16 protein-coding genes and 1 pseudogene are annotated in these 22,002 nt (G+C 72.1%); 10 read left to right on the forward strand and 7 right to left on the reverse strand.

Going from position 1 to position 22,002, the window contains the following annotated elements:
• The first annotated feature begins 29 nt into the window (after window positions 1–29).
• From pelF to ACQUQD_RS40700, 6 genes are all read left to right on the forward strand, one after another.
• Entirely contained in the window at window positions 30–1,475 is a 1,446-nt protein-coding gene (gene pelF / locus ACQUQD_RS40675) for a GT4 family glycosyltransferase PelF (protein WP_428957268.1), read from the forward strand.
• Window positions 1,472–2,833, forward strand: a complete 1,362-nt coding sequence (locus ACQUQD_RS40680; RefSeq protein WP_428957269.1) for a hypothetical protein — start codon at window positions 1,472–1,474, stop codon at window positions 2,831–2,833. Before pelF ends, ACQUQD_RS40680 begins: the two co-directional genes overlap by 4 nt.
• Before the next feature lie 63 nt (window positions 2,834–2,896).
• Window positions 2,897–3,898 carry a GDP-mannose 4,6-dehydratase gene (locus ACQUQD_RS40685; protein ID WP_428957270.1) on the forward strand — a complete coding sequence of 334 codons (1,002 nt, stop codon included), beginning with the start codon at window positions 2,897–2,899 and terminating at the stop codon, window positions 3,896–3,898.
• 50 nt (window positions 3,899–3,948) lie between these two features.
• Window positions 3,949–4,662, forward strand: coding sequence for a nucleotidyltransferase family protein (locus ACQUQD_RS40690; protein WP_428957271.1), 714 nt, complete (start codon window positions 3,949–3,951; stop codon window positions 4,660–4,662).
• Between the two features lie 7 nt (window positions 4,663–4,669).
• Entirely contained in the window at window positions 4,670–5,581 is a 912-nt protein-coding gene (locus ACQUQD_RS40695) for an NAD-dependent epimerase/dehydratase family protein (RefSeq protein ID WP_428957272.1), read from the forward strand.
• Window positions 5,578–6,240: a spherulation-specific family 4 protein gene (locus ACQUQD_RS40700; RefSeq protein ID WP_428957273.1), complete on the forward strand. Its 663-nt coding sequence runs from the start codon at window positions 5,578–5,580 to the stop codon at window positions 6,238–6,240. The genes ACQUQD_RS40695 and ACQUQD_RS40700 overlap by 4 nt, the downstream gene beginning before the upstream one ends.
• Before the next feature lie 47 nt (window positions 6,241–6,287).
• Here the strand turns inward: ACQUQD_RS40700 and ACQUQD_RS40705 are convergent, their stop codons facing one another.
• On the reverse strand, window positions 6,288–7,304 hold the full coding sequence (locus ACQUQD_RS40705) for a helix-turn-helix domain-containing protein (RefSeq protein WP_428957274.1): 1,017 nt from the start codon (window positions 7,302–7,304) through the stop codon (window positions 6,288–6,290).
• 272 nt (window positions 7,305–7,576) lie between these two features.
• On the opposite strand from ACQUQD_RS40705, the gene ACQUQD_RS40710 reads away from it, so the two are divergent.
• Together ACQUQD_RS40710 and ACQUQD_RS40715 are read left to right on the forward strand one after the other, a co-directional pair.
• Window positions 7,577–8,317, forward strand: a complete 741-nt coding sequence (locus ACQUQD_RS40710) for a D-Ala-D-Ala carboxypeptidase family metallohydrolase (protein WP_428957275.1) — start codon at window positions 7,577–7,579, stop codon at window positions 8,315–8,317.
• Between the two features lie 215 nt (window positions 8,318–8,532).
• Window positions 8,533–10,074, forward strand: coding sequence for an N-acetylmuramoyl-L-alanine amidase (locus ACQUQD_RS40715; protein ID WP_428957276.1), 1,542 nt, complete (start codon window positions 8,533–8,535; stop codon window positions 10,072–10,074).
• Between the two features lie 75 nt (window positions 10,075–10,149).
• On the opposite strand, the pseudogene ACQUQD_RS40720 reads toward ACQUQD_RS40715, so the two are convergent.
• Window positions 10,150–11,250, reverse strand: a pseudogene (locus tag ACQUQD_RS40720) (pectate lyase family protein); the annotation flags it as partial.
• Between the two features lie 256 nt (window positions 11,251–11,506).
• On the opposite strand from ACQUQD_RS40720, the gene gdhA reads away from it, so the two are divergent.
• Both gdhA and ACQUQD_RS40730 read left to right on the forward strand, forming a co-directional pair.
• Window positions 11,507–12,865, forward strand: a complete 1,359-nt coding sequence (gdhA, locus tag ACQUQD_RS40725; protein ID WP_428957277.1) for an NADP-specific glutamate dehydrogenase — start codon at window positions 11,507–11,509, stop codon at window positions 12,863–12,865.
• A 705-nt stretch (window positions 12,866–13,570) separates the two neighbouring features.
• Window positions 13,571–17,164: an ABC transporter ATP-binding protein gene (locus ACQUQD_RS40730; protein WP_428957779.1), complete on the forward strand. Its 3,594-nt coding sequence runs from the start codon at window positions 13,571–13,573 to the stop codon at window positions 17,162–17,164.
• Window positions 17,165–17,235: 71 nt separating this feature from the next.
• Here ACQUQD_RS40730 and ACQUQD_RS40735 read toward each other — a convergent pair whose 3' ends face one another.
• From ACQUQD_RS40735 to ACQUQD_RS40755, 5 genes are all read right to left on the reverse strand, one after another.
• Window positions 17,236–18,711 (reverse strand): FG-GAP and VCBS repeat-containing protein, encoded by a 1,476-nt coding sequence (locus tag ACQUQD_RS40735; protein ID WP_428957278.1) that lies wholly within the window; start codon window positions 18,709–18,711, stop codon window positions 17,236–17,238.
• Between the two features lie 221 nt (window positions 18,712–18,932).
• The gene (locus tag ACQUQD_RS40740; RefSeq protein ID WP_428957279.1) at window positions 18,933–19,574 is read right to left on the reverse strand and encodes a Fic family protein; all 642 of its coding nucleotides are present in this window, start codon (window positions 19,572–19,574) and stop codon (window positions 18,933–18,935) included.
• On the reverse strand, window positions 19,564–20,259 hold the full coding sequence (locus tag ACQUQD_RS40745) for a hypothetical protein (RefSeq protein ID WP_428957280.1): 696 nt from the start codon (window positions 20,257–20,259) through the stop codon (window positions 19,564–19,566). Before ACQUQD_RS40745 ends, ACQUQD_RS40740 begins: the two co-directional genes overlap by 11 nt.
• A 24-nt stretch (window positions 20,260–20,283) precedes the next feature.
• Window positions 20,284–20,844, reverse strand: coding sequence for a LysR substrate-binding domain-containing protein (locus ACQUQD_RS40750; protein WP_428957780.1), 561 nt, complete (start codon window positions 20,842–20,844; stop codon window positions 20,284–20,286).
• Window positions 20,845–21,888 (reverse strand): LysR family transcriptional regulator, encoded by a 1,044-nt coding sequence (locus ACQUQD_RS40755; RefSeq protein WP_428957281.1) that lies wholly within the window; start codon window positions 21,886–21,888, stop codon window positions 20,845–20,847.
• Window positions 21,889–22,002: the final 114 nt, after the last annotated feature.

The raw sequence follows: 22,002 nt of genomic DNA on the forward strand, positions 1-22,002 counted from the left end.
CTCCCGTGTCTCCTATTCCTCTACGTTCCGTGCCGCACGTCACCCTGCTGACGGAGGGCACCTATCCGCACAGTCACGGCGGCGTCAGTGTCTGGTGCGACCAGCTCGTGCGCGGCATGCCGGAGGTCCGCTTCGACGTCCTCGCGGTCACCGGCACCGGGCGCGAGCCGCTCGCCTGGAAGCTGCCCCCGCACGTGTCGGAACCGGTGTCGCTGCCGATGTGGGGGCCGGCTCCGGCCGGTCGGGCCCCGCGCGGCCGCACCGCTCGCGCCCTGCTGGCGGCCTTCGAAACGTTCGTGACCGCACTGCTGGACCCGGCGGCCGAGGACGGTTTCGGTCCGGCGCTGTACGAGCTGGGCCGGCACGCCCGCGCGGGTGCGCTCTCGGCGGCGCTGCGGGGGAACGGCGCCGTGCGGGTCCTCACCTCCGTGTGGCGGCGGCCAGGTCTGGACGTGGCCGCCGCCCGGCCGAGCCTGCACGACGCGCTGACCGCGACGAGTCTGCTGGAGCACGCGCTGCGGCCGCTCGTGGCCCGGCCGCCCGAGCGCGGGGTGGCCCACGCGGTGAGCGGCGGCATCGCGGTGCTGCCGGGGCTGATGGCCCGTCATGAGCACGGTGTGCCGCTGTTGTTGACGGAGCACGGGGTGTATCTGCGCGAGCGCTACCTCGGCTACCGCACCGGTCCGTACAGCTGGCCGGTGAAGGCGGTGATGCTGGGCTTCTTCCGGCTGCTGGCCGAGGAGACGTACCGCAGGGCCGCCCTGATCACGCCGGGCAACCGGTACAACCGGATGTGGGAGGAGCGCGGCGGCGCCGATCCGGAGCTGATCCGCACCGTCTACAACGGCGTGGACCCGGCGGCGTTCCCGTCGGCCGGGCCCGAGCCGGAGCGGCCCACGCTCAGCTGGGCCGGCCGGGTCGATCCGATCAAGGACCTGGAGACGCTGATCCGCGCCTTCGCCCAGGTCCAACAGGAGATCCCCGACGCCCGGTTGCGGTTGTTCGGGGGTACCCCGCGTGGTGGCGAGGCCTACCGGGAGCGCTGTGAGGCACTCGCCGCGCAGCTCGGTGTCGGGGACGCGGTGCGGTTCGAGGGCCGGGTCGAGCACATCAAGGACGCGTACGCGGCAGGGAATGTCGTGATGCTGTCGAGCATCAGCGAGGGCTTCCCGTTCACTTTGATCGAGGCGATGTCGTGCGGCCGGGCCACGGTGTCCACGGACGTCGGCGGGGTGCGCGAGGCCGTCGGCCCGACGGGCTTGGTGGTGCCGCCGCGCTCCCCCGAGGCGATGGCGCGGGCCGCCCTCGACCTGCTGTCCGATCCCGGGCGGCGGGCGGCGATGGGCGAGGCGGCACGGCTGCGGGTGATCGAGCAGTTCACGCTGCGGCAGACCGTGGACGCGTTCTGCGCCATCTACCGCGAGCTGGGCGGCGTCACGGCCGTCGGGCGCGAGCCGGTCGAGGTGGCCGGATGAGCGGCCCGATCGCCGTGCCGCCGCGCGGTTCCACGGGTGACGCGCTCGCCGCTCGCCGCGGACGTCCGGTGCGGATGCGGTCGGAGCGGGAGGCCCGCACAGCCGCCTTGCGCCCGGCCCGCGCCGATGACCCGGTCGACACCCTGGCCGCCGAGCTCGCCGACGACGTGGGTGCCGCCGTGCATCCGTACGAGGTCGCGGCGCTCCTGGAGGCACAGGGCATGAGCGGCGAGCGGATCCGGGAGACGTATCTGCATCCCGATCTGTTCTCGCTGGCCGAGGCCGTCTACCGGCGGGTGCCCCGGCTCTATCCGGATCCGCCCGTGCCGGCCAACCCCTGGCGGCCCGACCACGCGCGGTGCGCGCTGCGCGGACTGCTGTTCGCGCTGCCGGGCACGGCCTATCTGCTGGCGGCGGGGATGTGGGGCGGCGCGTCCGGGCTGCGCGGCCTGGTCGTGGCGGCGCTGGTGTCCTGGGCGTGGATGCAGGGCCTGAGCCACCGGGCCTACGTGCGCCTCGCCGTCGGACGGCGGGAGGCGGCGCGGACGCTGGCCGTGGGGGCGCCGCTGGGAGCCCTCGTGGCGGCCGGTGCCGGGGTGATGGTGGCCGGACCGGGCCCGGGCGCGTCCTTCGCCGTCGGACAGTCGGCATACCTTGCCGCGGGCGGAGTGCTGCTGATCCTCGGCCGGGAGTGGCTGCTTGCCGCGGCCCTGACACCCATGACGGCGGTTGCGGCGACCCTGCTCTGGTGGCAGCCGCCGTCCGCCGTGCGGGTGGGCGTGCTGGTGGTCAGCCTCGAACTCGCGGTGGCCGCCGCGGCGCTGGTCCTGGTCAGGGCCCTGCGCGCCGAGCCCTCGCCCGGGCCGAAACCGTCCCTGCTGCACTCACTCCCGTACGCGCTCTTCGGCTTTGCCGCGGGCGCGATGACGTTCTACCTCGGCCGGCAGCACCCGTACTCGGTCGTGGCCCTGACCCTCAGCATGGGGCTGGCCGAGTGGCTGCTGTACCGCTTCCGCGGGCTCGCCGTCACCGCACTGCACGCCTCCACCACCCCCGGAGGGTTCCTGCTGCGGGCCACGCGTGCGCTGGTGGTGTGCGCGGCGGTGTATCTGGCCCTGCTGGCCGGCGGCGCGCTCGCCGTGTCCGGCCCTCCGGCCGAACTCCTCGGCGTCGGTGCGGTGTTGTGGACCGCCCTGCTCCTGCAGGCGTTCGGCACCGCCTGGCTGCCGGCCGTGATCACCCTTGTCGCCGCCACCACCACGCTCGTCCTGCCCGCCGCGCTCTGCACCGCCGTCGCGGCCGGCCTCCTGCTCGTCCTCGCCGTACTCCGGCTGAGCAGCCCGATCGCACACGCCTGAGTCCGCGCCGCGGACCGACGGCACACGTGTCCCACTCGTTACCGCCACTTCCTGGGAGCACCCATGACATCGGCACCCCTTGTCGCCGTGACCGGAGCCGAGGGCTTCATCGGCTCGCACCTCACCGAGGCGCTCGTCGCCACCGGGCACCGCGTCCGCGCGATGGCCCAGTACAACTCCTTCTCCAGCTACGGATGGCTGGAGACCCTGCCGGCCGACGTCCTCGCGGAGGTGGAGATCGTCCTCGGCGACGTTCGTGACCCCGGCTCGGTGCGCGGCCTTCTGGAGGGCGCCGAGGCGGCGTACCACTTGGCGGCCCTGATCGCGATCCCGTACTCGTACCAGGCGCCGCACAGCTACGTCGACACGAACGTCACCGGCACCCTCAACGTCCTCGAAGCAGTACGTCAGTTGGGCACGCCGCGCCTCGTCCACACCTCGACGAGCGAGACGTACGGCACCGCGCGGACGGTCCCGATCACCGAGGACCACCCCATCAACACCCAGTCCCCGTACGCCGCTTCGAAGGCGGGCGGTGACCGGCTCGCGGACAGCTACCATGCGTCCTTCGGCACGCCGGTCGTCACGCTGCGCCCCTTCAACACGTTCGGTCCGCGTCAGTCGATGCGGGCCGTGATCCCCACCGTGATCGGCCAAGTAGCCGCAGGCTCACGGGAGATCACGATCGGCGATCTGCGTCCGACGCGCGACTTCACCTACGTCGAGGACACCGCCCGCGCCTTCCTCGCAGTGGGTACGGCGCCGCTGGAGCAGGTGGCCGGCCTCACGTTCAACGCCGGTACGGGGGGCGAGATCTCGGTCGGCGACCTGGTCCGGTTCATCGGCAAGGTCATGGACGCCGACCTGGACGTCCGCGAGGACGAGCGGCGCGTCCGTCCGGCGAACTCCGAGGTGATGCGTCTGGTGGCCGACGCCTCCCGGCTGCACGCGGCGACCGGCTGGTCCCCGGCCCACGACCTGGAACAGGGCCTGGCGAAGACGGTCGCGTTCTTCCGCGACCCGGGCAACCTGGCCCGCTACAAGACGGACATCTACAACATCTGACCCGGCGCCGCCACGCAGGACCGCGCCGCACACACCCAAGGGAGCCGACCATGCATGCCGTCATCCTCGCCGGAGGAAAAGGCGTACGGCTGCGGCCGTACACCACCGCTCTGCCCAAACCGCTCGTCCCGATCGGCGATCAGCACGCGATCCTGGAGATCGTGCTGCGTCAGCTCGCCGCGTCCGGCTTCACCACGGTCACCATCGCCATCGGCCACCTGGGCCACATCATCCGTGCCTACGTCGGCAACGGGGCCCGCTGGGGCCTGCGCGTCGGCTACTCCACGGAGGAGAGTCCGCTGGGCACCATGGGCCCGCTCCTGACGATGATGGACCGGCTGCCCGAGCACTTCCTCGTCATGAACGGCGACATCCTCACCGACCTGGACTTCGCCGAGGTGCTCCGCGGTCACCAGATGTCGGGGGCGCCGCTGACGATCGCGACGTACGCCCGTGAGGTGCACATCGACTTCGGGGTGCTGACCACGAACGATGCGAACGTGGTGGCCTTCACCGAGAAGCCCAAGGTGGACTATCGCGTCTCGATGGGTGTGTACGGCGTCTCACGCGAGACCCTGACCGGCTACACCCCGGGGCTGCCGCTCGGCTTCGACGAGCTGGTGCTCGACCTGCTCCAGGGCGGGACGCCACCGCGCGCCCACGAGTTCGACGGCTACTGGCTCGACATCGGCCGGCCCGACGACTACGACCGGGCCAACGCCGAGTTCACCACCCATCGTTCCCTGCTCCTGAAGGGGGCGTGAGCGGATCGTGCGCATCCTCGTCCTGGGCTCCTCGGGATACCTGGGCGGGCACATCGCCGAACGGCTGCGCGCCCTGCCGGGCGTGCGGCTGCTCACCGGCGGCCGCCGTCCCGCCGACGATCTGCCGGTCGACCTCGCGACAGTGGAGCCCGGTGTTCTGGCGGGCGTGCTGGAGCGGGCCGCGCCGGACGCCGTGGTCAACTGCGCGGGCGCCGTCGGCGGCGGCGCACTCACCCTGACCGAGGTCAACTCACGCGGCCCGGCGGTGTTGTGCGAGGCGATGAACCACGCGGTGCCGACGGCCCGGCTCGTCCATCTCGGCTCCGCCGCCGAGTACGGCCCGACGGCGCTCGGCGCGCGGACCGGGGAGGACGCGCCGGCCCGGCCGGTCGCCCTGTACGGGGCGAGCAAGCTCGCGGGCACCCTCGCGGTCACCGGCTCCGGCCTGGACGCGGTGGTGCTGCGCGTGACCAACCCCGTCGGCCCGGGCGCCCCGCGCGCGGGCCTGCCCGGCCGCCTGACCGCGGAGCTGTCCGCGGCACTCACCCGCCCACGGCAGGACGCGTCGGTGCAGGTCGGCGACCTGTCCGCGCACCGCGACTTCGTCGACGTCCGGGACGTGGCGCAGGCCGCCGCGCTCGCCCTGACCGCATCACGACCGCTGCCGCCGGTCCTGAACATCGGCAGCGGCCGGGCCGTCCGGGTCCGCGAGCTCGTGCACGGACTGGTCCGCGCGTCCGGCTTCCGCGGCCGGGTGGAGGAGTCGCTGGGCGCCGTCGGCCGGTCCGCCGCGGTCCCCTGGCAGTGCGCCGAAGTCGCCCTCGCGACCTCGGAGTTGGGGTGGCAGCCGCAGCACGCTCTGGTCGCCTCCCTGGACGCACTATGGGCTGCGGACGGCAGCGTGGGGGAGCGGCGATGAGCGTACTCGTGCCGCTCTACGTCCACCCGGCCGAGAACCCGGCTGCCTGGCAGGCACTGGTGCGGGCCGCGCCGCAGCTGTACGGGGTGGTCCTGAACGCGGCGGACGGCCCCGGTACGGCCCCCGACCCGGCCTTCGCCGACGCCTCCCGGGCGCTGCGTGCGGCCGGGGTGCGGGTGCTCGGCTACGTCGACACGGCCTACGGGGCGCGCGCGGCGCGGGCCGTCGTCACCGACGTGCAGCGGCACCGCGACTGGTACGGCGTCGACGGCTGCTTCTTCGACCAGGTCGCCCCCGGCCGTCACGATCTGCGCGGCACCCGGCGCCTGGTCCACGCCGCCCGGGACAGCGGCGCGGCGACCGTGGTCCTCAACCCGGGTGTGCATCCGGCGCCCGGGTACGTCCGCGTCGCCGATCTGCTGGTCACGTTCGAGGGGCACTGGTCGACGTATCTGCGTTCGTTCGATGCGCCGTCGTGGACCTCCCGGCATGCTCCCGAGCACTTCTGCCATCTGGTGTACGGGGTGCCGCCCACACTGGCGTCGCTCGCGGCCCGCACGGCGCTGCGGCGCGGCGCGGGGGTGCACTGCGCGGTCCCGGGCGTGGGTGCCAACCCCTGGACGCGGCCGCCCGGACTGGCGGGGGACGACGGGGCCTGACCGGGGCGGACCGAGCCCGGCTCTCCGCACACCTCGCCGGGAGTCTCCTAGCCGATTCCCGGGGTGGCCTGTCCCAGATTCCTGTTCAGCATCGTCGCTCCCAGCAGCGTCAGGGTGTGGATGACGGTGTTGCCGTGGCGTCGGCTGGTGATCAGGCCGGCATCGCGCAGAGCCGTGGTGTGGTGGGTCGCGGTCGCCGGGGTGACCCCGGCCCGGCGGGCGGCTTCGGTGGTGGTCGCTCCGGCGGCCGCAGCCCGCAGAACGGCGGCCCTGGCCCGGCCGAGCAGGATGTCCAGGGACGGCGCGCCGGTGGCCTCCGCGGTGGATCGGGACTGCCCGATGGGCAGTTCGCGGTGCAGCGAGTAGCTGAGGACGGGGGGTAAGCCCGGATCCGCGAGGGAGACCGGTCCCTTCCAGCAGAAGTACGACGGAATGAGCAGCAGTCCGCGGCCCTCCAGATGGATGTCGTGTTCCCTGGGGTACCTCGCGATCTCCAGGCGCGGATACCGCCACTGGACGGTCGGCCCGAGCTCCTCGAACAGGCCCTCGGTGCCTCCGTTGAGGAGGTGCCGGGCCAGGCGGATCCGTTCGGCGTGCACACTCTCGTGCACCCACTCCTCGTGGGGTGCGATCGCGGTCCGGTGGTAGGCGCGCAGAAGGTCCACCAGTTCGCTGCGCGCCTCCTTCTCCGGCAGCCGGCCGAGCGGCGCCGGTACCCGCACGAACCGGGCCAGGATGGTGAGTTCGGCCGTCACCTGTTCCGCGGGCGTGGCCATGATCGCCTCCAGTCCGGCTTCCAGCCCGGCCGCTCCCTGCAGGGGGGTAAGGAAGTCGGGCCAGTAGGAAGCGCGCGGGAAGAGGGGCAGCAGAAGTTGGCGCACTGCGCTTTCGAGACCCGCTGCACGCAGTCGCTCACGTGCGGTGCGATACCAGTACGCGTACGCCCAGCGACCGGCTGGCGTCTGGAAGCGGTGCAGGCTGCCGGCGATCTCCCACAGCGGATGCGGCGCGGCAGCCACCCGCGTCCTGGCCAGGTCCTCAGCCGAGAAGTGGAAGCGAAGCACGGCCAACACCCTTTCCACCTGCGATATTTCACGCTGTTCGAATGAGCATGACAGCAATGGGCGCGCACCGGAGCATGAACTCGGCCAGCCGCACCGGCCCCTGCAGCATCTCCGCTCCCAAGGACCACGTACGGCACTACAGCGACGCTTCCTGTGGAGGGCCGTCGCCGTTCCGGCTGGATGTCGTCAGGAGGCGAGCCGGAGGGGTGATCTGGGCATCGGTGTCGTAGGCGTGTACACGCAGACTCGTCCGCCCCCCTCAAGGAGCCACCGTGATCTTTTCCCCGAACCGCCGCGCGATCCTGCGTGGAAGCCTCGCCGTGACGGCGGGTGCCTTCGTCGGCCCCGTCCTGCTGTCGGGCACCGCGCACGCCTACAACTGGACGCGCACCATGAACCAGGGCGCGACCGGCGCCGATGTGACGGAGCTTCAGATACGGGTCGCGGGCTGGGCGGCGGACTCGGCCTCCCACGCGCGGGTGGGCATCGACGGTGACTTCGGCCCCGGAACGGCGGCCGCGGTCCGCAGATTCCAGGCCGCCTACGGACTGTCGGCCGACGGCAGCGCCGGGCCCGCGACCCAGGCACAGCTCAACGCCCTCGAGCAGTCGGACGGTTCGACGGCGCACTTCAACTGGAGCGAGTTCACCGACCGGTCCAGCGGCACCTTCAGCGGCGGCAAGGTGAGCGCCGCAGCCACCAAGGAGAACGCCCGCCGGGCCATGTACAAGCTGGAAGCCCTGCGCAAGAAGCTCGGCAACACCGCCATCACCGTCAACTCGGGATTCCGCAGCATCGCCCACAACGCCGAGATCGGCGGGGCGAGCGACAGCATGCACCTCTACGGCACCGCGGCCGACCTCACCGTGCCCGGCGTCAGCAACCGCACGGTCTACCAGAAGGCGGAGACCTGCGGGTTCTCCGGCCTGGAGCGGTACACCGTCGACCACCAGCACGTCGACAGCCGAGCCGACCTCGGCCGCGCCTGGTGGTGGGAGAGCGGCACCATCTGACAGATCGTCATCCCTCGGGTCCGTATCCGGAGTCGGGCGGCGAGGCCTCGGCCCTCGTCGCCCGGCATCCGTCGATCGGCCCTTCCCACATGGCCCGGCCCGGGCCACCTCACGCCCGAAATCCGAAACCCATCACCCGACAACCCGAAAGCCGAAGCCACGGCCCAGTCCCCACCGGAGGCCCCACGATGTTCCGCAACCTTGCCCGCACACCCATGAGACGCGCAACCCTGTCCGGCCTGGGCTCCCTGGCCGCGCTGGTCACCGCCGTACAGCCCGCCCTCGCCGCGCCCCCCACCGGCGATTCCCCGGACCCCGGCCCCGTCCGTCATGCCTTCAGCGCCGCGGCCGCCGAGTTCGGGGTGCCGCGCGACCTCCTGATCGCGCTCGGATACGGCGAGACCCACCTCGACGACCACGCCGGACAGCCGAGCCAGGCAGGCGGCTACGGCGTGATGCACCTGGTCAGCAACCCCGACCGGCACACCCTCGAACTCGCCTCCCGGCTCACCGGCGAGTCGGCACGCGAGCTGCGCACCGACACCACCGCGAACATCCGCGGCGGCGCGGCCGTGCTGCGCGCCTACGCCGACGACGCCGGACTCGGCCGGGCCGAACGGCGCGACACCGACGCCTGGTACCCCCTCGTCGCCCGGTACGGGGGCGCCGCCGATCCCTCCGGCGCGCGGCTCTACGCCGACACCGTCTACACCTTCCTGGCCGAAGGACTCACGGCCCGCACCCCCGACGGTGAGACGCTGACCGTCCGCGCCCGCTCCGTCGCCCCCGAACGCGGCCGTTACGAGACCGCCGCGGCACCGGCGGCCCAGAGCCCGGACTACCCGTCGGCCCTCTGGGTCCCGGCCAGCTCAGCCAACTACTCCGTCGGCCGCTCGGCCTCGATCAGGAAGATCGTCATCCACGTCACGCAGGGCTCGTACGCGGGGACCGTCAACTGGTTCCGGAACCCCTCGGCCAAGGCCAGCGCCCACTATGTGGTGCGCTCCTCCGACGGCCAGATCACCCAGATGGTGCGCGACAAGAACACCGCCTGGCACGCCCGCTCGGGCAACGCGTCCGGCATCGGCATCGAGCACGAGGGATACATCGACAACCCCACCTGGTTCACCGACGCGATGTACCGCTCCTCGGCGGCGCTGACCGCGTACCTCTGCAACCGGTACGGGATCCCCAAGAACCGCGCCCACGTCGTCGGGCACTCCGAGGTCCCCGGCAACAACCACACCGACCCCGGGCGGTACTGGAACTGGACCTACTACATGCGACTGGTGGGCGGCAGCACCGGAGGCGGCGCCGCCCAGCTGACCTTCACGTCCTACGACGCTCTGCGGTCCGGCTCCTCCGGCGCGCAGGTGTCCGCCGTGCAGTCGCTCCTCGATCAGCTGGGATTCGACGCGGGCACCGTGGACGGCAGCTTCGGCACGACGACAGCCGCCGCCGTGACCGCCTTCCAGAAGGCCCGTGACCTCGGCACCGACGGAATCGTGGGCGCCCGCACCTGGACCGCGCTGCTCTCGGCCGGTGACACGCCGGTGCTCGGCCAGGGCAGCACGGGCGCAGCCGTCGAGCGACTGCAACGGGCACTCACGGCGGCCCTGGGACGCACCGTCTCCGCCGACGGCGCCTTCGGAGCGGGTACCGCCCAGGCCGTCCGGGACTTCCAGAGCAGTCGATCCCTGGGCGTCGACGGCCAGGTCGGACCCGCGACCTGGAGTGCCCTGCAAGCCGGACGCTGACGGCTCGTGCAGTCGGCGTGGCCGGGCCCCATGGCGCCCGGCCACGCCCGCGCATGCGGCTCTGCTCCGTGGTCAGCAGGTGCCGTCCGACACCTTCAGGCCCTTCCCGGCGCCCGCCGTCCGGCCGACGATGTCCGGTACGCAGCTCGCCTTGTCGAGGGTGTACGCGTACGGGACGGAGACGGTGGTGGTGGATTTCGGGTCGGGCCCGGCCGGGTTGTTCTCGTCCCCGGGCGCGGACCACGTCACGTTGTCGAAGACGTTGCCGCTGACCTGCCAGTAGCCGACGGCGTCGGTGTAGAAGGTGCCGAGCACGTCCTTGGAGTTCTTGAAGTAGTTGTTGTCGACCTTGGCCTTGGCCCCGGCGCGGGAGTTGATGCCGGACTCGTTCAGGCTCACGTAGGAGTTGTTGTAGATGTGGGCCGTGCCGCCGCGGAGCAGCGGGGCGCGTGAGTCGAGGTTCGAGTACAGGTTGTGGTGGAACGTGACGAAGCCGTTCGAGAGGTCGCTCTCGCTGGAGCCGATCAGGCCGCCGCGGCCCGAGTTGCGCAGCGTGCTGTAGGACAGGGTCACGTACTGGGTGTTGTTCTTCATGTCGAAGAGGCCGTCGTAGCCCTCGGACTCCCCGCCGGACGCCTCCAGGGAGACGTGGTCCACCCACACGTTGCGGACGTTCTTCTCCATGCCGATGGCGTCGCCGCCGTTGGACGTGGGAGATCCGGACTTCTTGACGTTCTTGACCGTCACGTTACGGATGATGATGTTGCTCGACTCGCGGATGTGGATGCCCAGCTGGTCGAAGACGGCGCCGTTGCCGACGCCGATCAGCGTGACGTTGCTGATCTGCTTGAGCTCGATCACGCCGTCGGCGGTGTTGCAGCTGTCGCCGGAGACCTTGCCGGTGTTGCCGTGGTTGATGGTGCCCTCGACCTCGATGGTGATCGGGGTGTCACTGGCCGCACGACCGCACAGGGCCTGGTGGATCGCGGTGCCCGTGGTCGCGCGTACGGTCTGCCCGCCCGCGCCGCCCGTCGTCCCGCCGTTCTGGCTCGCGTAGCCGGTGGCGCCGTCGGCGGCCGCTGAGGCCTCGGGCATCGAGAGCGCCGTCCCGATCCCGCCGGCGAGGGCTGCCGCGGCCAGTGTCGCGGAGAGTCGCAGTGCTATGGGTCGTCTCATCCTGGTCTCCCGGTTCGTCGTCGCGTACCGGCTTCTGCCGGTTCTGCCTCTTGTCGTCGCGGCGGCGCGATGGGTTGCCGGGTCGCGGCTGGAGATGAACCGTCCGGGCTGTGGGCACTGGTCAAGAACTTTACAGGCGCGTAACACTGGCCCTGCCCTGCGCGCGGCAACGGTGCCGAGCGCTCATCGATGGACCGGGCCCGAGCGGACCGCACCCGCACGGAATCCGGTGGCAGACGTGTCAGAAAGGCCTTTTGTGACGACGCGATCCGACCTGCAGAACACCCTCGGCAAGGTCCTCGGCGAGATCGAACAACGCAACCCCGCCCAGCCGGAGTTCCACCAGGCCGTGCACGAGGTCCTGGAGACCCTGGCCCCGGTGCTCGCGGTCCGCCCCGAGTACACCGAGGCGGGGCTCGTGGAGCGGCTGTGCGAGCCCGAGCGGCAGGTCATGTTCCGAGTGCCCTGGCAGGACGACCGCGGGCGGGTACAGGTCAACCGCGGTTTCCGCGTCGAGTTCAACAGCGCGCTGGGTCCGTACAAGGGCGGGCTGCGCTTCCACGCGTCGGTCAACCTCGGAGTCATCAAGTTCCTGGGCTTCGAGCAGATCTTCAAGAACGCGCTGACCGGTCTCGGCATCGGCGGCGGCAAGGGCGGCAGCGACTTCGACCCGCACGGGCGCAGCGACGCCGAGGTCATGCGCTTCTGCCAGTCCTTCATGACGGAGCTGTACCGGCACATCGGCGAGCACACCGACGTGCCGGCGGGCGACATCGGCGTCGGCGGACGGGAGATCGGCTACCTCTTCGGCCAGTACCGGCGCATCACCAACCGCTGGGAGGCCGGTGTCCTCACAGGTAAGGGGCAGGGCTGGGGCGGCTCGCTGATCCGCCCGGAGGCTACCGGGTACGGCAACGTGCTGTTCCTTGAAGCGATGCTCAGCGCGCGTGGCGAGGACCTGGAAGGGCAGACGGCGGTGGTGTCGGGCGCCGGCAACGTCGCGGTCCACACCATCGAGAAACTGCGCTCCCTCGGTGCGAACCCGGTGACCTGCTCGGACTCCTCCGGATACGTCGTGGACGAGAAGGGCATCGACCTCGAACTGCTCAGGCAGGTCAAGGAGGTCGAGCGGGGCCGCGTCGACACGTACGCCGAGCGCCGGGGCGCCTCCGCCCGCTTCGTGCCCGGTGGCCGCGTCTGGGACGTCCCCGCCGACGTCGCGCTGCCGTCGGCCACGCAGAACGAGCTGGACGAGAACGATGCCGCCGCGCTGATCCGCAACGGCGTGAAGGCGGTCTCCGAGGGCGCGAACATGCCCTCGACACCCGCGGCCGTCCGCCTGTTCCGGGATGCGGGCGTCGCCTTCGGTCCCGGCAAGGCGGCGAACGCGGGCGGCGTGGCGGTGAGCGCGCTGGAGATGGCGCAGAACCACGCCCGTCTGTCGTGGCCCGCCCAGCGGGTCGAGGACGAGCTGACGCGGATCATGAACGACATCCACGCCACCTGCCACGAGACCGCCGAACGCTACGGCGTCCCCGGCGACTACGTGACAGGCGCGAACATCGCCGGCTTCGAGCGGGTCGCCGACGCGATGCTGGCGCAGGGCATCATCTGACGCCGCACGGTCAGTGGCGGAGGACAGGCACGTCGACGCCCGGCATCAAGAAGGCGAGAAGATTGCCCGAACACGGCAATGTGCCGGGTGGTAACGAGGTGTCAGGATGGGCGTCGCAGAAACAGGGGAGCGTTCCGGCGCCGGGTTGCGTACGCGCGGCTCGGCGCCGGGGCGGAGCCGGCGGGGCAGTGAAGGCGGGGCTGGGACATGGGGGATCTCCTCGCTGTCGCCGTCGGGATTCCGGGGCTGAGTCGAGCGCGGTGGCACCACGGGTGAAGCCCGTCGAGCGGCCCGCCGGTGTGCCGGCCCTGGCGGGTCGACACTGCCGGAACCGCGCAATCCGTGGGGCACCTGGAAAGGCCGGCCCCTGAAGAATCCGGGGCACCTTCGCGCGTCGTCCCGGATGCGGAGCGATCCGGCCTCACCGGATCTCCCCAGCACAGCCCTGGCGCCCGGTCGGCTTCAACCGCGGGTGGTGAGCCGGGCTGGCGGACCCGAGAGCGACCCCGTGGCCCGCGCGGTCGCCGCCCTCGGGCTGCTCGCCGACCGGGTCGGCGCCGTCGGGAGCGCCATCACCCGCGCCACCGACCCCTGGCCGCCTCGGCCGCCCGTCGCGCCCAGCGGCACTGAAAACCGGTTGCCCCCTGACCTCGTGCGCTGGGACATTGCTGCGGTTTGGGCCGGCGCGCGGAGGAGGACGGCGGGATGTGGCTGCGGCGGTTCGTCGCGATGTGCTGGGCTCGCCCCCGGGCCGTGGTCCTCGCCTGCCTCGGTGCCGCTGCCGGGGTGGTGCTCATCACGGCCACGCCGCTGATCATCCGGCAGGTCGTCGATGACGTGATCGACACGGGCAGCGCCGATGCCGGGCCCTGGATCGCGCTGCTCCTGGCCGTGGCCGTCGCGCAGTTCGGCGCCTCCTGGACACGGCGGTGGTGGGCGGGGCAGGTGCAGTGGGGCGTCGAGCGGGATCTGCGCCTGCTGCTGCACGACGCCGTCCAGCGGATCGACGGGCGCCGTCTCGAGCGCGTGCGCGCGGGGGACGTGCTCAGTCGCGCCGTCAACGACGTCACCGTGGTGCGGGAACTCACCGGCTCGCTCCCGGTGCTGGCCCAGAACGGCCTGACGCTGCTGCTCGCCCTCGGCGTGATGTTCGTCCTGTCACCGCTGCTGGCCTGCGTCGCACTGGTGGCCGTACCGCCCATGGCGATCGTCGCCCGCCGCTCCCGGGACCGTATCTATCCCGCCGACCGGGCCGTGCAGGAGCGGGCCGGCGAGACGTCCGAGGCCGTCGAGTCCAACATCGCCGGTGTCCGCGTCGTCAAAGGCTTTGCGCAGGAGGACACGGAGACCGACCGCTATGCGCGGCTGGCCCGCTCCCTGTTCGCCGCCCGTGTCCACCGTCGCCTGCTCGCCGCCCGCTACGCCGGTCTGCTCGGTGAGCTGTTCCCCGGTACCGCGCGGTTCGGGATCGTGCTGCTCGGCGGCTGGCTCGCCGTCCGCGGCGACATCACCCTGGGCACCTTCGTCGCCTTCACCACCTACCTGGCCGCCATGATGGGGCCGGTCCGGATGCTCTCCAACCTGGTCGGCGAGGCGCAGGAAGCCCGCTCCGGTCTCGTCCGCATCTTCGAACTCGCCGACGCCGCACCAGAGGTGACGGTCCGTCCAGATGCCAGCCCGATGGAGTCGTCCGGGGCACTCGGCATCTCGTTCGAAGGCGTGCGGTTCGGGCACGACCCCGACGCCGTGCCCGCCCTCGACGGCCTCGACCTCGCCGTCGCGCCCGGCGAGACCCTCGCCCTGGTCGGCGCCTCCGGATCCGGCAAGTCCACGGTGGCCGCCCTGCTGGCGCGGCTGTACGACGTCGACGCCGGCGCCGTCCGCGTCGGCCCACCGGGCGCACTCACCGACGTACGAGACCTGACGCTCGACTCGTTGCGCGGCGCCGTCGGCATCGCCTTCGAGGAGAGCCTGTTGTTCTCCGAGAGCGTGCGGGACACCATCCGGTTCGGCCGGCCCGACGCCACCGACGCCGAGGTGCGCGCCGCCGCCGAGACCGCGCACGCCGACGGGTTCGTCCGGGCCCTGCCCGAGGGGTATGACACCGTGCTCGGCGCCCAGGGCCTGACCCTTTCCGGCGGCCAGCGGCAGCGGCTCGCGCTCGCCCGGGCCCTGCTCGCCGACCCGCGGATCCTCGTCCTCGACGACGCCACCTCCGCCGTGGACCCCAAGGTCGAGGCGGCCATCCACGCCTCCCTGCGCGACGAACTGGCGGGCCGTACCGTGCTGCTCGTCGCCCACCGCCGCTCCACGCTCCGCCTCGCCGACCGCATCGCCGTCCCGGAGGCCGGCCGCGTCCTCGACACCGGCACCCACGAGGAGCTGACCGCCCGCTGTCCGCGCTACCGGCAGCTGATCCTCGGCGAGCCCGCGGAGGGGCCGACCGTCGGTCCCGCGCCGATGACGGCCCCGGCCGGGGAACCACCGGCCGTGTCACCAGTGCCCGACCTCGACCCCGGCGTCGACGAGACCCGCGCCCGCGCCGCAGACCCCGGCTTCACCCTGCGCCGCCTGCTGCGCCCGCACCGCGCCCGGCTCCTCGCCATCGGCGCGATGCTCCTCGCCGACACCGCCCTGCTGATGCTCGCGCCTCGCCTGGTGAGCGCCGCCATCGACATGGGCGTACGACGCCACGACGGCCGCGCGCTCACCGTCGTCTCCTGCGCGCTGCTGGTCACCGCCGTCGCCAACTGGCTCGTCTTCGCAGGGGAGATGAGGGCGATCGCCCGGACCGGCGAGCGGATCCTGTACGAGCTGCGGGTCAAGATGTTCGCCCATCTGCAGCGGCTCGGCCTCGACTACTTCGAGCGGGAGTCCGGCGGCGCCGCCGTCACGCGCATGGTCAACGACGTCGCCTCGATCGGGGACTTCCTGCAGCACGGGCTGCTCGACTCCGTGGTGAGCGCCCTGCTCATCGCCGGTGTCCTCGCCATGATGATCGCGCTCGACCCCGGCCTGTCCCTCGCCGTCCTCGCGATCGCCCCCGTCCTCGCCCTCGCCTGCCGGCGGTACGCGCGGATCTCCAAGCGGCAGTACGACATCAACCGCACCCAACTCGGCAGCCTCAACAGCGCGTTCCAGGAAGCCGTCGACGGGGTCCGGGTGACACAGGCCCACCGCAGGCAGCGGCACAGCGCCGCCCGCTTCCACCGCCTCGCCGAGGAACAGCGGACCCTGCAACTGCGCTCGCAGCATCACATGGCGCTGTTCTTCTCCACCGTGGAGTTCCTCTCCGACGCCACCACCGCGCTCATCCTCGGCGTCGGCGCCTGGCGCGTGGCCCACCACGAGGCCAGCACCGGGACCGTCGTCGCCTTCCTCCTCTACGCCGGCCTGGTCTTCGGCCCGATCCGCAACGCCTCGCAGCTCCTGGACAGCTATCAGCGGGCCCGCGTCGGCCTCGGCCGCTGCCACGAACTGCTCCGCGAACGGCCGACCGTCACCGAGCCGCCCAGCCCGGCGCCACTGCCCGCCTTCGGCACCGGCGGACGCATGCGCGGCGAAGTGGTGCTGCGCGATCTGCACTACGCGTACGCGGGCGGCGGGAAGCGGGCCATCGACGGCGTCACCGCGCGGATCGAGCCGGGCCAGACGGTCGCCGTCGTCGGGGAGACCGGGGCGGGCAAGTCGACCCTGCTGAAACTGGTGGCGCGGATGTATCTGCCGACCCGGGGCGCCGTCGAGGTCGACTCGGTCGACCTGCGCCACCTGGACGGCGCTGCGTACCGCAGCCGCATCGGCCTTGTTCCGCAGGAGGCCTACCTGTTCGGCGCGACGGTACGCGATGCCATCGCGTACGGCCGCCCCGGCGCCTCGGACGACGAGGTCCGCGCGGCGGCCTCGCAGGTCGGCGCGGAGCCGATGATCGCGGGCCTGCCCGGCGGCTACGGCTACCGGCTCGGCGAGCGCGGCCGCAACCTCTCCGCGGGCCAGCGGCAGTTGATCGCGCTGGCCCGGGCCTGCCTGGTCCGGCCCGACCTGCTGCTGCTCGACGAGGCGACGGCCGCGCTAGACCTGGCCACGGAGGCGGCGGTCGGCCGCGCGGTGGCGGCCGCCGCCACCGCGCCCACCACGATCGTCATCGCGCACCGGCTCACGACGGCCGCCCGGGCGGACCGGGTCCTCGTCCTGGACGGTGGCCGCCTCGTGGAGGACGGCCCGCACGACTCCCTCGTCGCCGCGGGCGGACCCTATGCGGCGCTGTGGTCCGCGTACGACGACGGGGTGATCCCGGCCTGAAGCGTCCTGCGTGACGGGCCTGTCGCCGTCGCGAGGCTGTCACAGGCCCGCCCGCGAACGTGCTCCGAGCGCTAGGGGATCACTGTTCCGGAGCCGTTGTCACTGCTCAGGTTCTCGCCGAACAGTGCCCGCGTCGCCGGTGCCCCGATGTCCGTCGGGTTCTCCGCGACCGACTTCGAGGCCGTCAGGCCGGACGCGGCGCCGCGCAGCTGCCACACCGCGCCGCCGTTCACGACGCTGCCCAGGTTCTCGCCCGGCGCACCCGCGACCAGGTCCGCCTTGCCGTCACCCGTCACGTCGAGCAGGCGTACCGACGCGCCGAACACGTCGCCGGACTCCGCGACACCCGGCACGCCCGCGGTGTCCTGGTGGAAGGCCTGCGCGCCCGTGCCGCTGAGCCCGCCCTTGCCACCCTTGAGCAGCACCACGGCGCCGGCCTTCGCCTTCGTGCCGATCGCCTCGCCGGGGACGCCCACCGCCAGGTCGGGGTATCCGTCGCCGTTCGCGTCGCCCGCGCTCAGCCGCCCGCCGAACTGGTCGCCCTTCTCGCTCACCCCGGGCACACCCGCCGTGTTCTGCGTGATCGTCTGCGTACGGGTCTGGCTGGGGCCGGACGCCGAACCGTAGTAGATCTTGACGGTGCCCGGGTCCTCCTCGGTGGCCTCGGTGTCGCCGTTCGGGAAGATCCGGGTGGCGAGGTCGGCGTAGCCGTCCCGGTCGAAGTCGGCGACGGCGGTGCCGGCCGCGGAGTTCAGCCTCTGAGGGACGGTGGACAGGCCGGTCTTGGTGCCGAGCCACAGCTTGCCGCCCTCGGCGTGGTTCTCGTAGACGTAGAAGGTCGCGAGATCCTCGATGCCGTCGCCGTTGAAGTCGCCCGTGGCGGTGTTGTTGATGGAGTTGTCGGTGCTGTACACCTGCACCTGCTGCTCGCGGGCGGGAAGACCGTCCCGGCCGAAGGGGCCGTAGAGCACGTCGTGGAAGTCGTAGTCCTCGCCGTTGCGCAGGAACAGGTCCACATGGCCGTCGTCGTCGAAGTCGCCCGCGGTGATGTCGTCGCCGACCTCGGCGTTGGCCGGTGCGCCGATACGGACGGCGTCCTGACCCGAGATGCCGGTCTTGCGGCCCCAGAGAACGATCACCGAGCCGCTGACGTTCTCCTCCGGCCGGTAGTCGCGGGCGACCACCGCCAGGTCGGTCAGGCCGTCGCCGTCCAGGTCGCGGGAGATCATCGCGTAGCCGAAGACCTGGTTGTCACCGGAGACGCCCGGCACTCCGGGGGTGTCCTGGGTGATGACCGTGGTGCGCGCGGGGTCGAGGCCGTGTGCCGAGCCGTAGCTGATCGTGATGTAGCCGGCCCACGTATGGCCGCCGACCTTCGCGCCGGGGGCGGCGACGGCGACGTCCTGGTAGCCGTCGCCGTCGAAGTCCTCGCGCACGGTGGTGGCGCCGTCCTTCGCGGACGCGGTCCCTGCGACGATCGGTACGCCGAGCGACCCGATCAGGGCGGCGGCCACGGCGGTCGACAGGGCGGGTCGGCGGATGCCCACGGTTCCTCCTTAGAGCGCGAGCGATGTCGAGACGCGTGCGCGCAGATGTGATTCACCTGCGAGACATCTGGAAACGGCCGATGGTTGTGCGCTGAACGGCACGAGAACGGAAGCAGTCCGTCTGCGGACCCGGCCCACGCGGCACGAGGCGTGCGCCCGGCAGGGCCTCGACCGGCCGCGGGGCCGGACGGCGGGCGCGGGGCGGGACGGCGGGCGCCGGGTCAGCCGCTCTCCGTCCGTCCTTCGGCACGGCGCCGGGACGAGCGGATCAGTACGGCGACCAGGACGGCCAGGTCCGCTGCGCCGGCAGCGTCGTCCGCGTGGCGCGTGGTCTGCAAGGGGTGGACCTGATCGAGTCGGACTCCGCCCAGTTCCAGGACGTGGGCGAGGGCGAGCATGGCGAGGCGGGCATTGCCGTCCGGGAACGGATGGAAGAACGCCACGTCCAGGTAGGCCCTGGCGGCGCGGGACGCCAGCGGAATTCGCGCGTCAGCGCTGTCATACAGGCAGTGCTCGAAGTCCTGCTGGGTGTGTGGGGTGAGCCCGTAGCGTTCCCGGCCGCTTTTCGCGAAGGCCTCGCCCTGCCGGAACGACACCTCGGGCAGACCGAGGACGTGCCGCTGCCACTCGGCCAGCAGCGTGTAGTCGAGGGAGCGCTGGCGGGAAGCGGCCGTGCGCGACGAGGCCAGCGCCACGAGCAGTCGTCCGCCTCGATCCGGGTCGGACGCGCGACCACCCGCGACGCACCAAGCGGCGAGACCGTCCACGGCCGGCCGCACGGGACCCGGTGTCTCGTCGACGGCGCAGGCCCAGTCGACCTGCTGCCTGACTCTGCGCCAGGCGGCCAAGGAGTCAGCGGTCACGGAAGGGCCGCTCTCCGGTCAGGCCGACGGCGAGATCCTCTCCGACGGCATCGACCAGGGTCCGGGGCGGTTCGGTCCAGCTGGCGAACCGCCCGCCGATTGCCGCTTCCACGGCCTCCTTCGCCGCTTCCGGTCCCATGCCCGTGGAGGAGAGGAACCAGGTGAGCACCGTGTGGCACAGCCCGTACCACCCGCACTCGGCTCCCGTGCGGTCGACGACCACCGTCACCAGGCGGGTGGCGGCGCGCTCCACGTGCCAGCTCCGATCCGCGGCATCCGCTCCGGCGGGCGGTGCCAGTCGCGCGAACCGCTCGGCCAGCTCCTCCAGCCAGTCGCGCCATTCCAGCAGCGAAGCGATCACCTTGGCCGCAGTCGCTGCGGGCTCACCGATGGAATGCGAAGCGCAGCACCAGCTGGTGACCACGCCACCGCCGCCGCCTTCGCCGACCGCCCAATGCCATCCGCACGTCCAACGGCCGTAGCGGGCGGCAAGAAGGGACGTGACCTCGGTGATGAAGCGGTGCCTGGCGTCCCACCCGGAGTCTGCGGCAGGTACCAACTGGCCTATCACCGTGGCGAGTTCGGAGCCTCGTTCGTCGTCCCATGTGAAGCCTGCCAGTCCGACGGTGACGGCGGACCACGGCAGCCACGCCGGGGCGAGCTCGTAGTTGATGGCCGTGGACATCCTCCAGATCAAGTGCGGGCAGGGCTACCGGGCAAGTCTGCTGCGGATACGCCCCCTTGTCATGGGACTTTCCCTGCCCGTCGAGGCGACCCCAACGGGCACGAGCAAACGCAGGTGCGTCCGGCACCAGCCCGCGCAGAGAGCCGGGCCGAGGCTGGTCGCGGTCTGGGCGAAGGCGCGGATGGCGGGGTTGTCGATGGTGGAGCGCCAGGTGAGGGCCCATTGGAGGGTGGGGGCGTCGTGGAGGGGGAGGAAGGTGACGCCCGGAGGGTTGTTGTAGCGAGCGGCGATCGCGTCGAGTGGGTGGACGCATGCGCCGGTGGCGACCAGGAAGAGGATCGCGTGGAAGGTGCGTGCGGTCGGGCCGCGCGGAATGCGACGGCCGAGGGGAGTGCGCAGGGGCACCATGGCGGCGCCCCAGTATTCCGGGGCATCGGGTCCCAGGTCGGCGACGTGATGATCGGCGAGGTCTTCCAGGGAAGCGGAGCCCTGTCGTGCCAGCGAGTGGTCCGAGGCGACGGCCAGTACGCGGCCGCCCGTGTACCCGACGGGGCCGGTGGTGAGATCGGGCTCGGCGACCGGCAGTCACAGGACGTTGACGTCGGTGGTGCCGGCGCGCAGGGCGGTGAACGCGTCGCAGCCGTTGATCTCGCTGAGCTGGACCTCGCTCCCGGGGTAGCGGGAGCGGAACTCGGCCGGGAGCGGCCCCAGTTCGTGTCCGACGTGTCCGAAGACGCCCAGCCGCAGGGGCCAGCCGGTGCCGTGCCCGGCCGCTTCGGCGCGGGCGAGCGCTTCGGCTGCCTGGATCGGCGATGCGTTAGCTGCGCTCAACGTGCCGTGAGTCATTGGGCGGACATAGACGATGTCGGGCCGTCCGTGGTACCGGCCGGCCCGCGCGGCCGCCACCGTGGCACCTTGACCCGCTCCGACCAGAGAGAGGATCTCCTGCCAACCGGCTCCGGCCGGACCGTGCCGGATCGGCCGCCCCTGGGGGGGGTGCGGCGGGGGGAAGAAGGCATCGCGCCAGACGCGGGACACCCCGACCGCCGTGATCAGAGACAGGGCGGCGAGGTCCTCCAGCGACACCGTCTCCCGTGAGGCCAAGGGATGGCCGGCGGGGACCAGGAGAGCGCGGGGTTCGGAGAACACGACGGGCCCCACGGTGATGGCCGGATCCTCGACCGGCGGCTCGGCGACCACCAGGTCGGCGTCCTCGCCCTGCAGCGCGGCGATGGCCGCGTTGTACGTCACCTCCTGCAACTCGACGGTGCACCGGGGATGACGCGAGGTGAAGGCCTCGGCCGCCCGCACGATGAGGGTCCCGGACCATGGGGCGGTGAATCCGATCCGCATCGCACCGCTGAACCCGGCACACGCCGCCGACGCGTTCGCCAGGGCACGTTGGATCTGCTGGTGCGCCGGCAGTAGTTCGGCGTGCAGGTGCTGTCCGACCGGGGTGAGAGCGACGTGGCGGCTGCTGCGTTCGAACAACGCGCCGCCGATACGACGTTCCAGCTGCTTGATCGTCTGGCTGACCCGCCCCGGCGAGACGAGCAGACGTTCAGCGGTGCGTGCGAAGTGGAGCTTCTCGGCCAGGGTCAGGAACGTCTCGATCTCATACCGCTCCACCAGGCCCCCGTACCCTCCGCAGCCGCGCCGCCTCCTCGCCGGGCCGCAGCTCCACCGCCGACAGTAAAGGCGCTCGCAGGTCCGGTCGTCCAGAGCGTTCCCGATCACTGTCGC

The organism is Streptomyces sp. cg35 (genome assembly GCF_050410835.1).
Taxonomy (GTDB): Bacteria; Actinomycetota; Actinomycetes; order Streptomycetales; family Streptomycetaceae; genus Streptomyces.

Excerpts from the sequence above, each read along its gene's own strand:
- ACQUQD_RS40680 (WP_428957269.1), top strand. The coding sequence starts at position 1,472 with ATGAGCGGCCCGATCGCCGTGCCGCCGCGCGGTTCCACGGGTGACGCG.
- ACQUQD_RS40685 (WP_428957270.1), top strand. The coding sequence starts at position 2,897 with ATGACATCGGCACCCCTTGTCGCCGTGACCGGAGCCGAGGGCTTCATC.
- ACQUQD_RS40690 (WP_428957271.1), top strand. The coding sequence starts at position 3,949 with ATGCATGCCGTCATCCTCGCCGGAGGAAAAGGCGTACGGCTGCGGCCG.
- ACQUQD_RS40700 (WP_428957273.1), top strand. The coding sequence starts at position 5,578 with ATGAGCGTACTCGTGCCGCTCTACGTCCACCCGGCCGAGAACCCGGCT.
- ACQUQD_RS40715 (WP_428957276.1), top strand. The coding sequence starts at position 8,533 with ATGAGACGCGCAACCCTGTCCGGCCTGGGCTCCCTGGCCGCGCTGGTC.
- ACQUQD_RS40730 (WP_428957779.1), top strand. The coding sequence starts at position 13,571 with ATGTGGCTGCGGCGGTTCGTCGCGATGTGCTGGGCTCGCCCCCGGGCC.
- ACQUQD_RS40745 (WP_428957280.1), bottom strand. The coding sequence starts at position 20,259 with ATGTCCACGGCCATCAACTACGAGCTCGCCCCGGCGTGGCTGCCGTGG.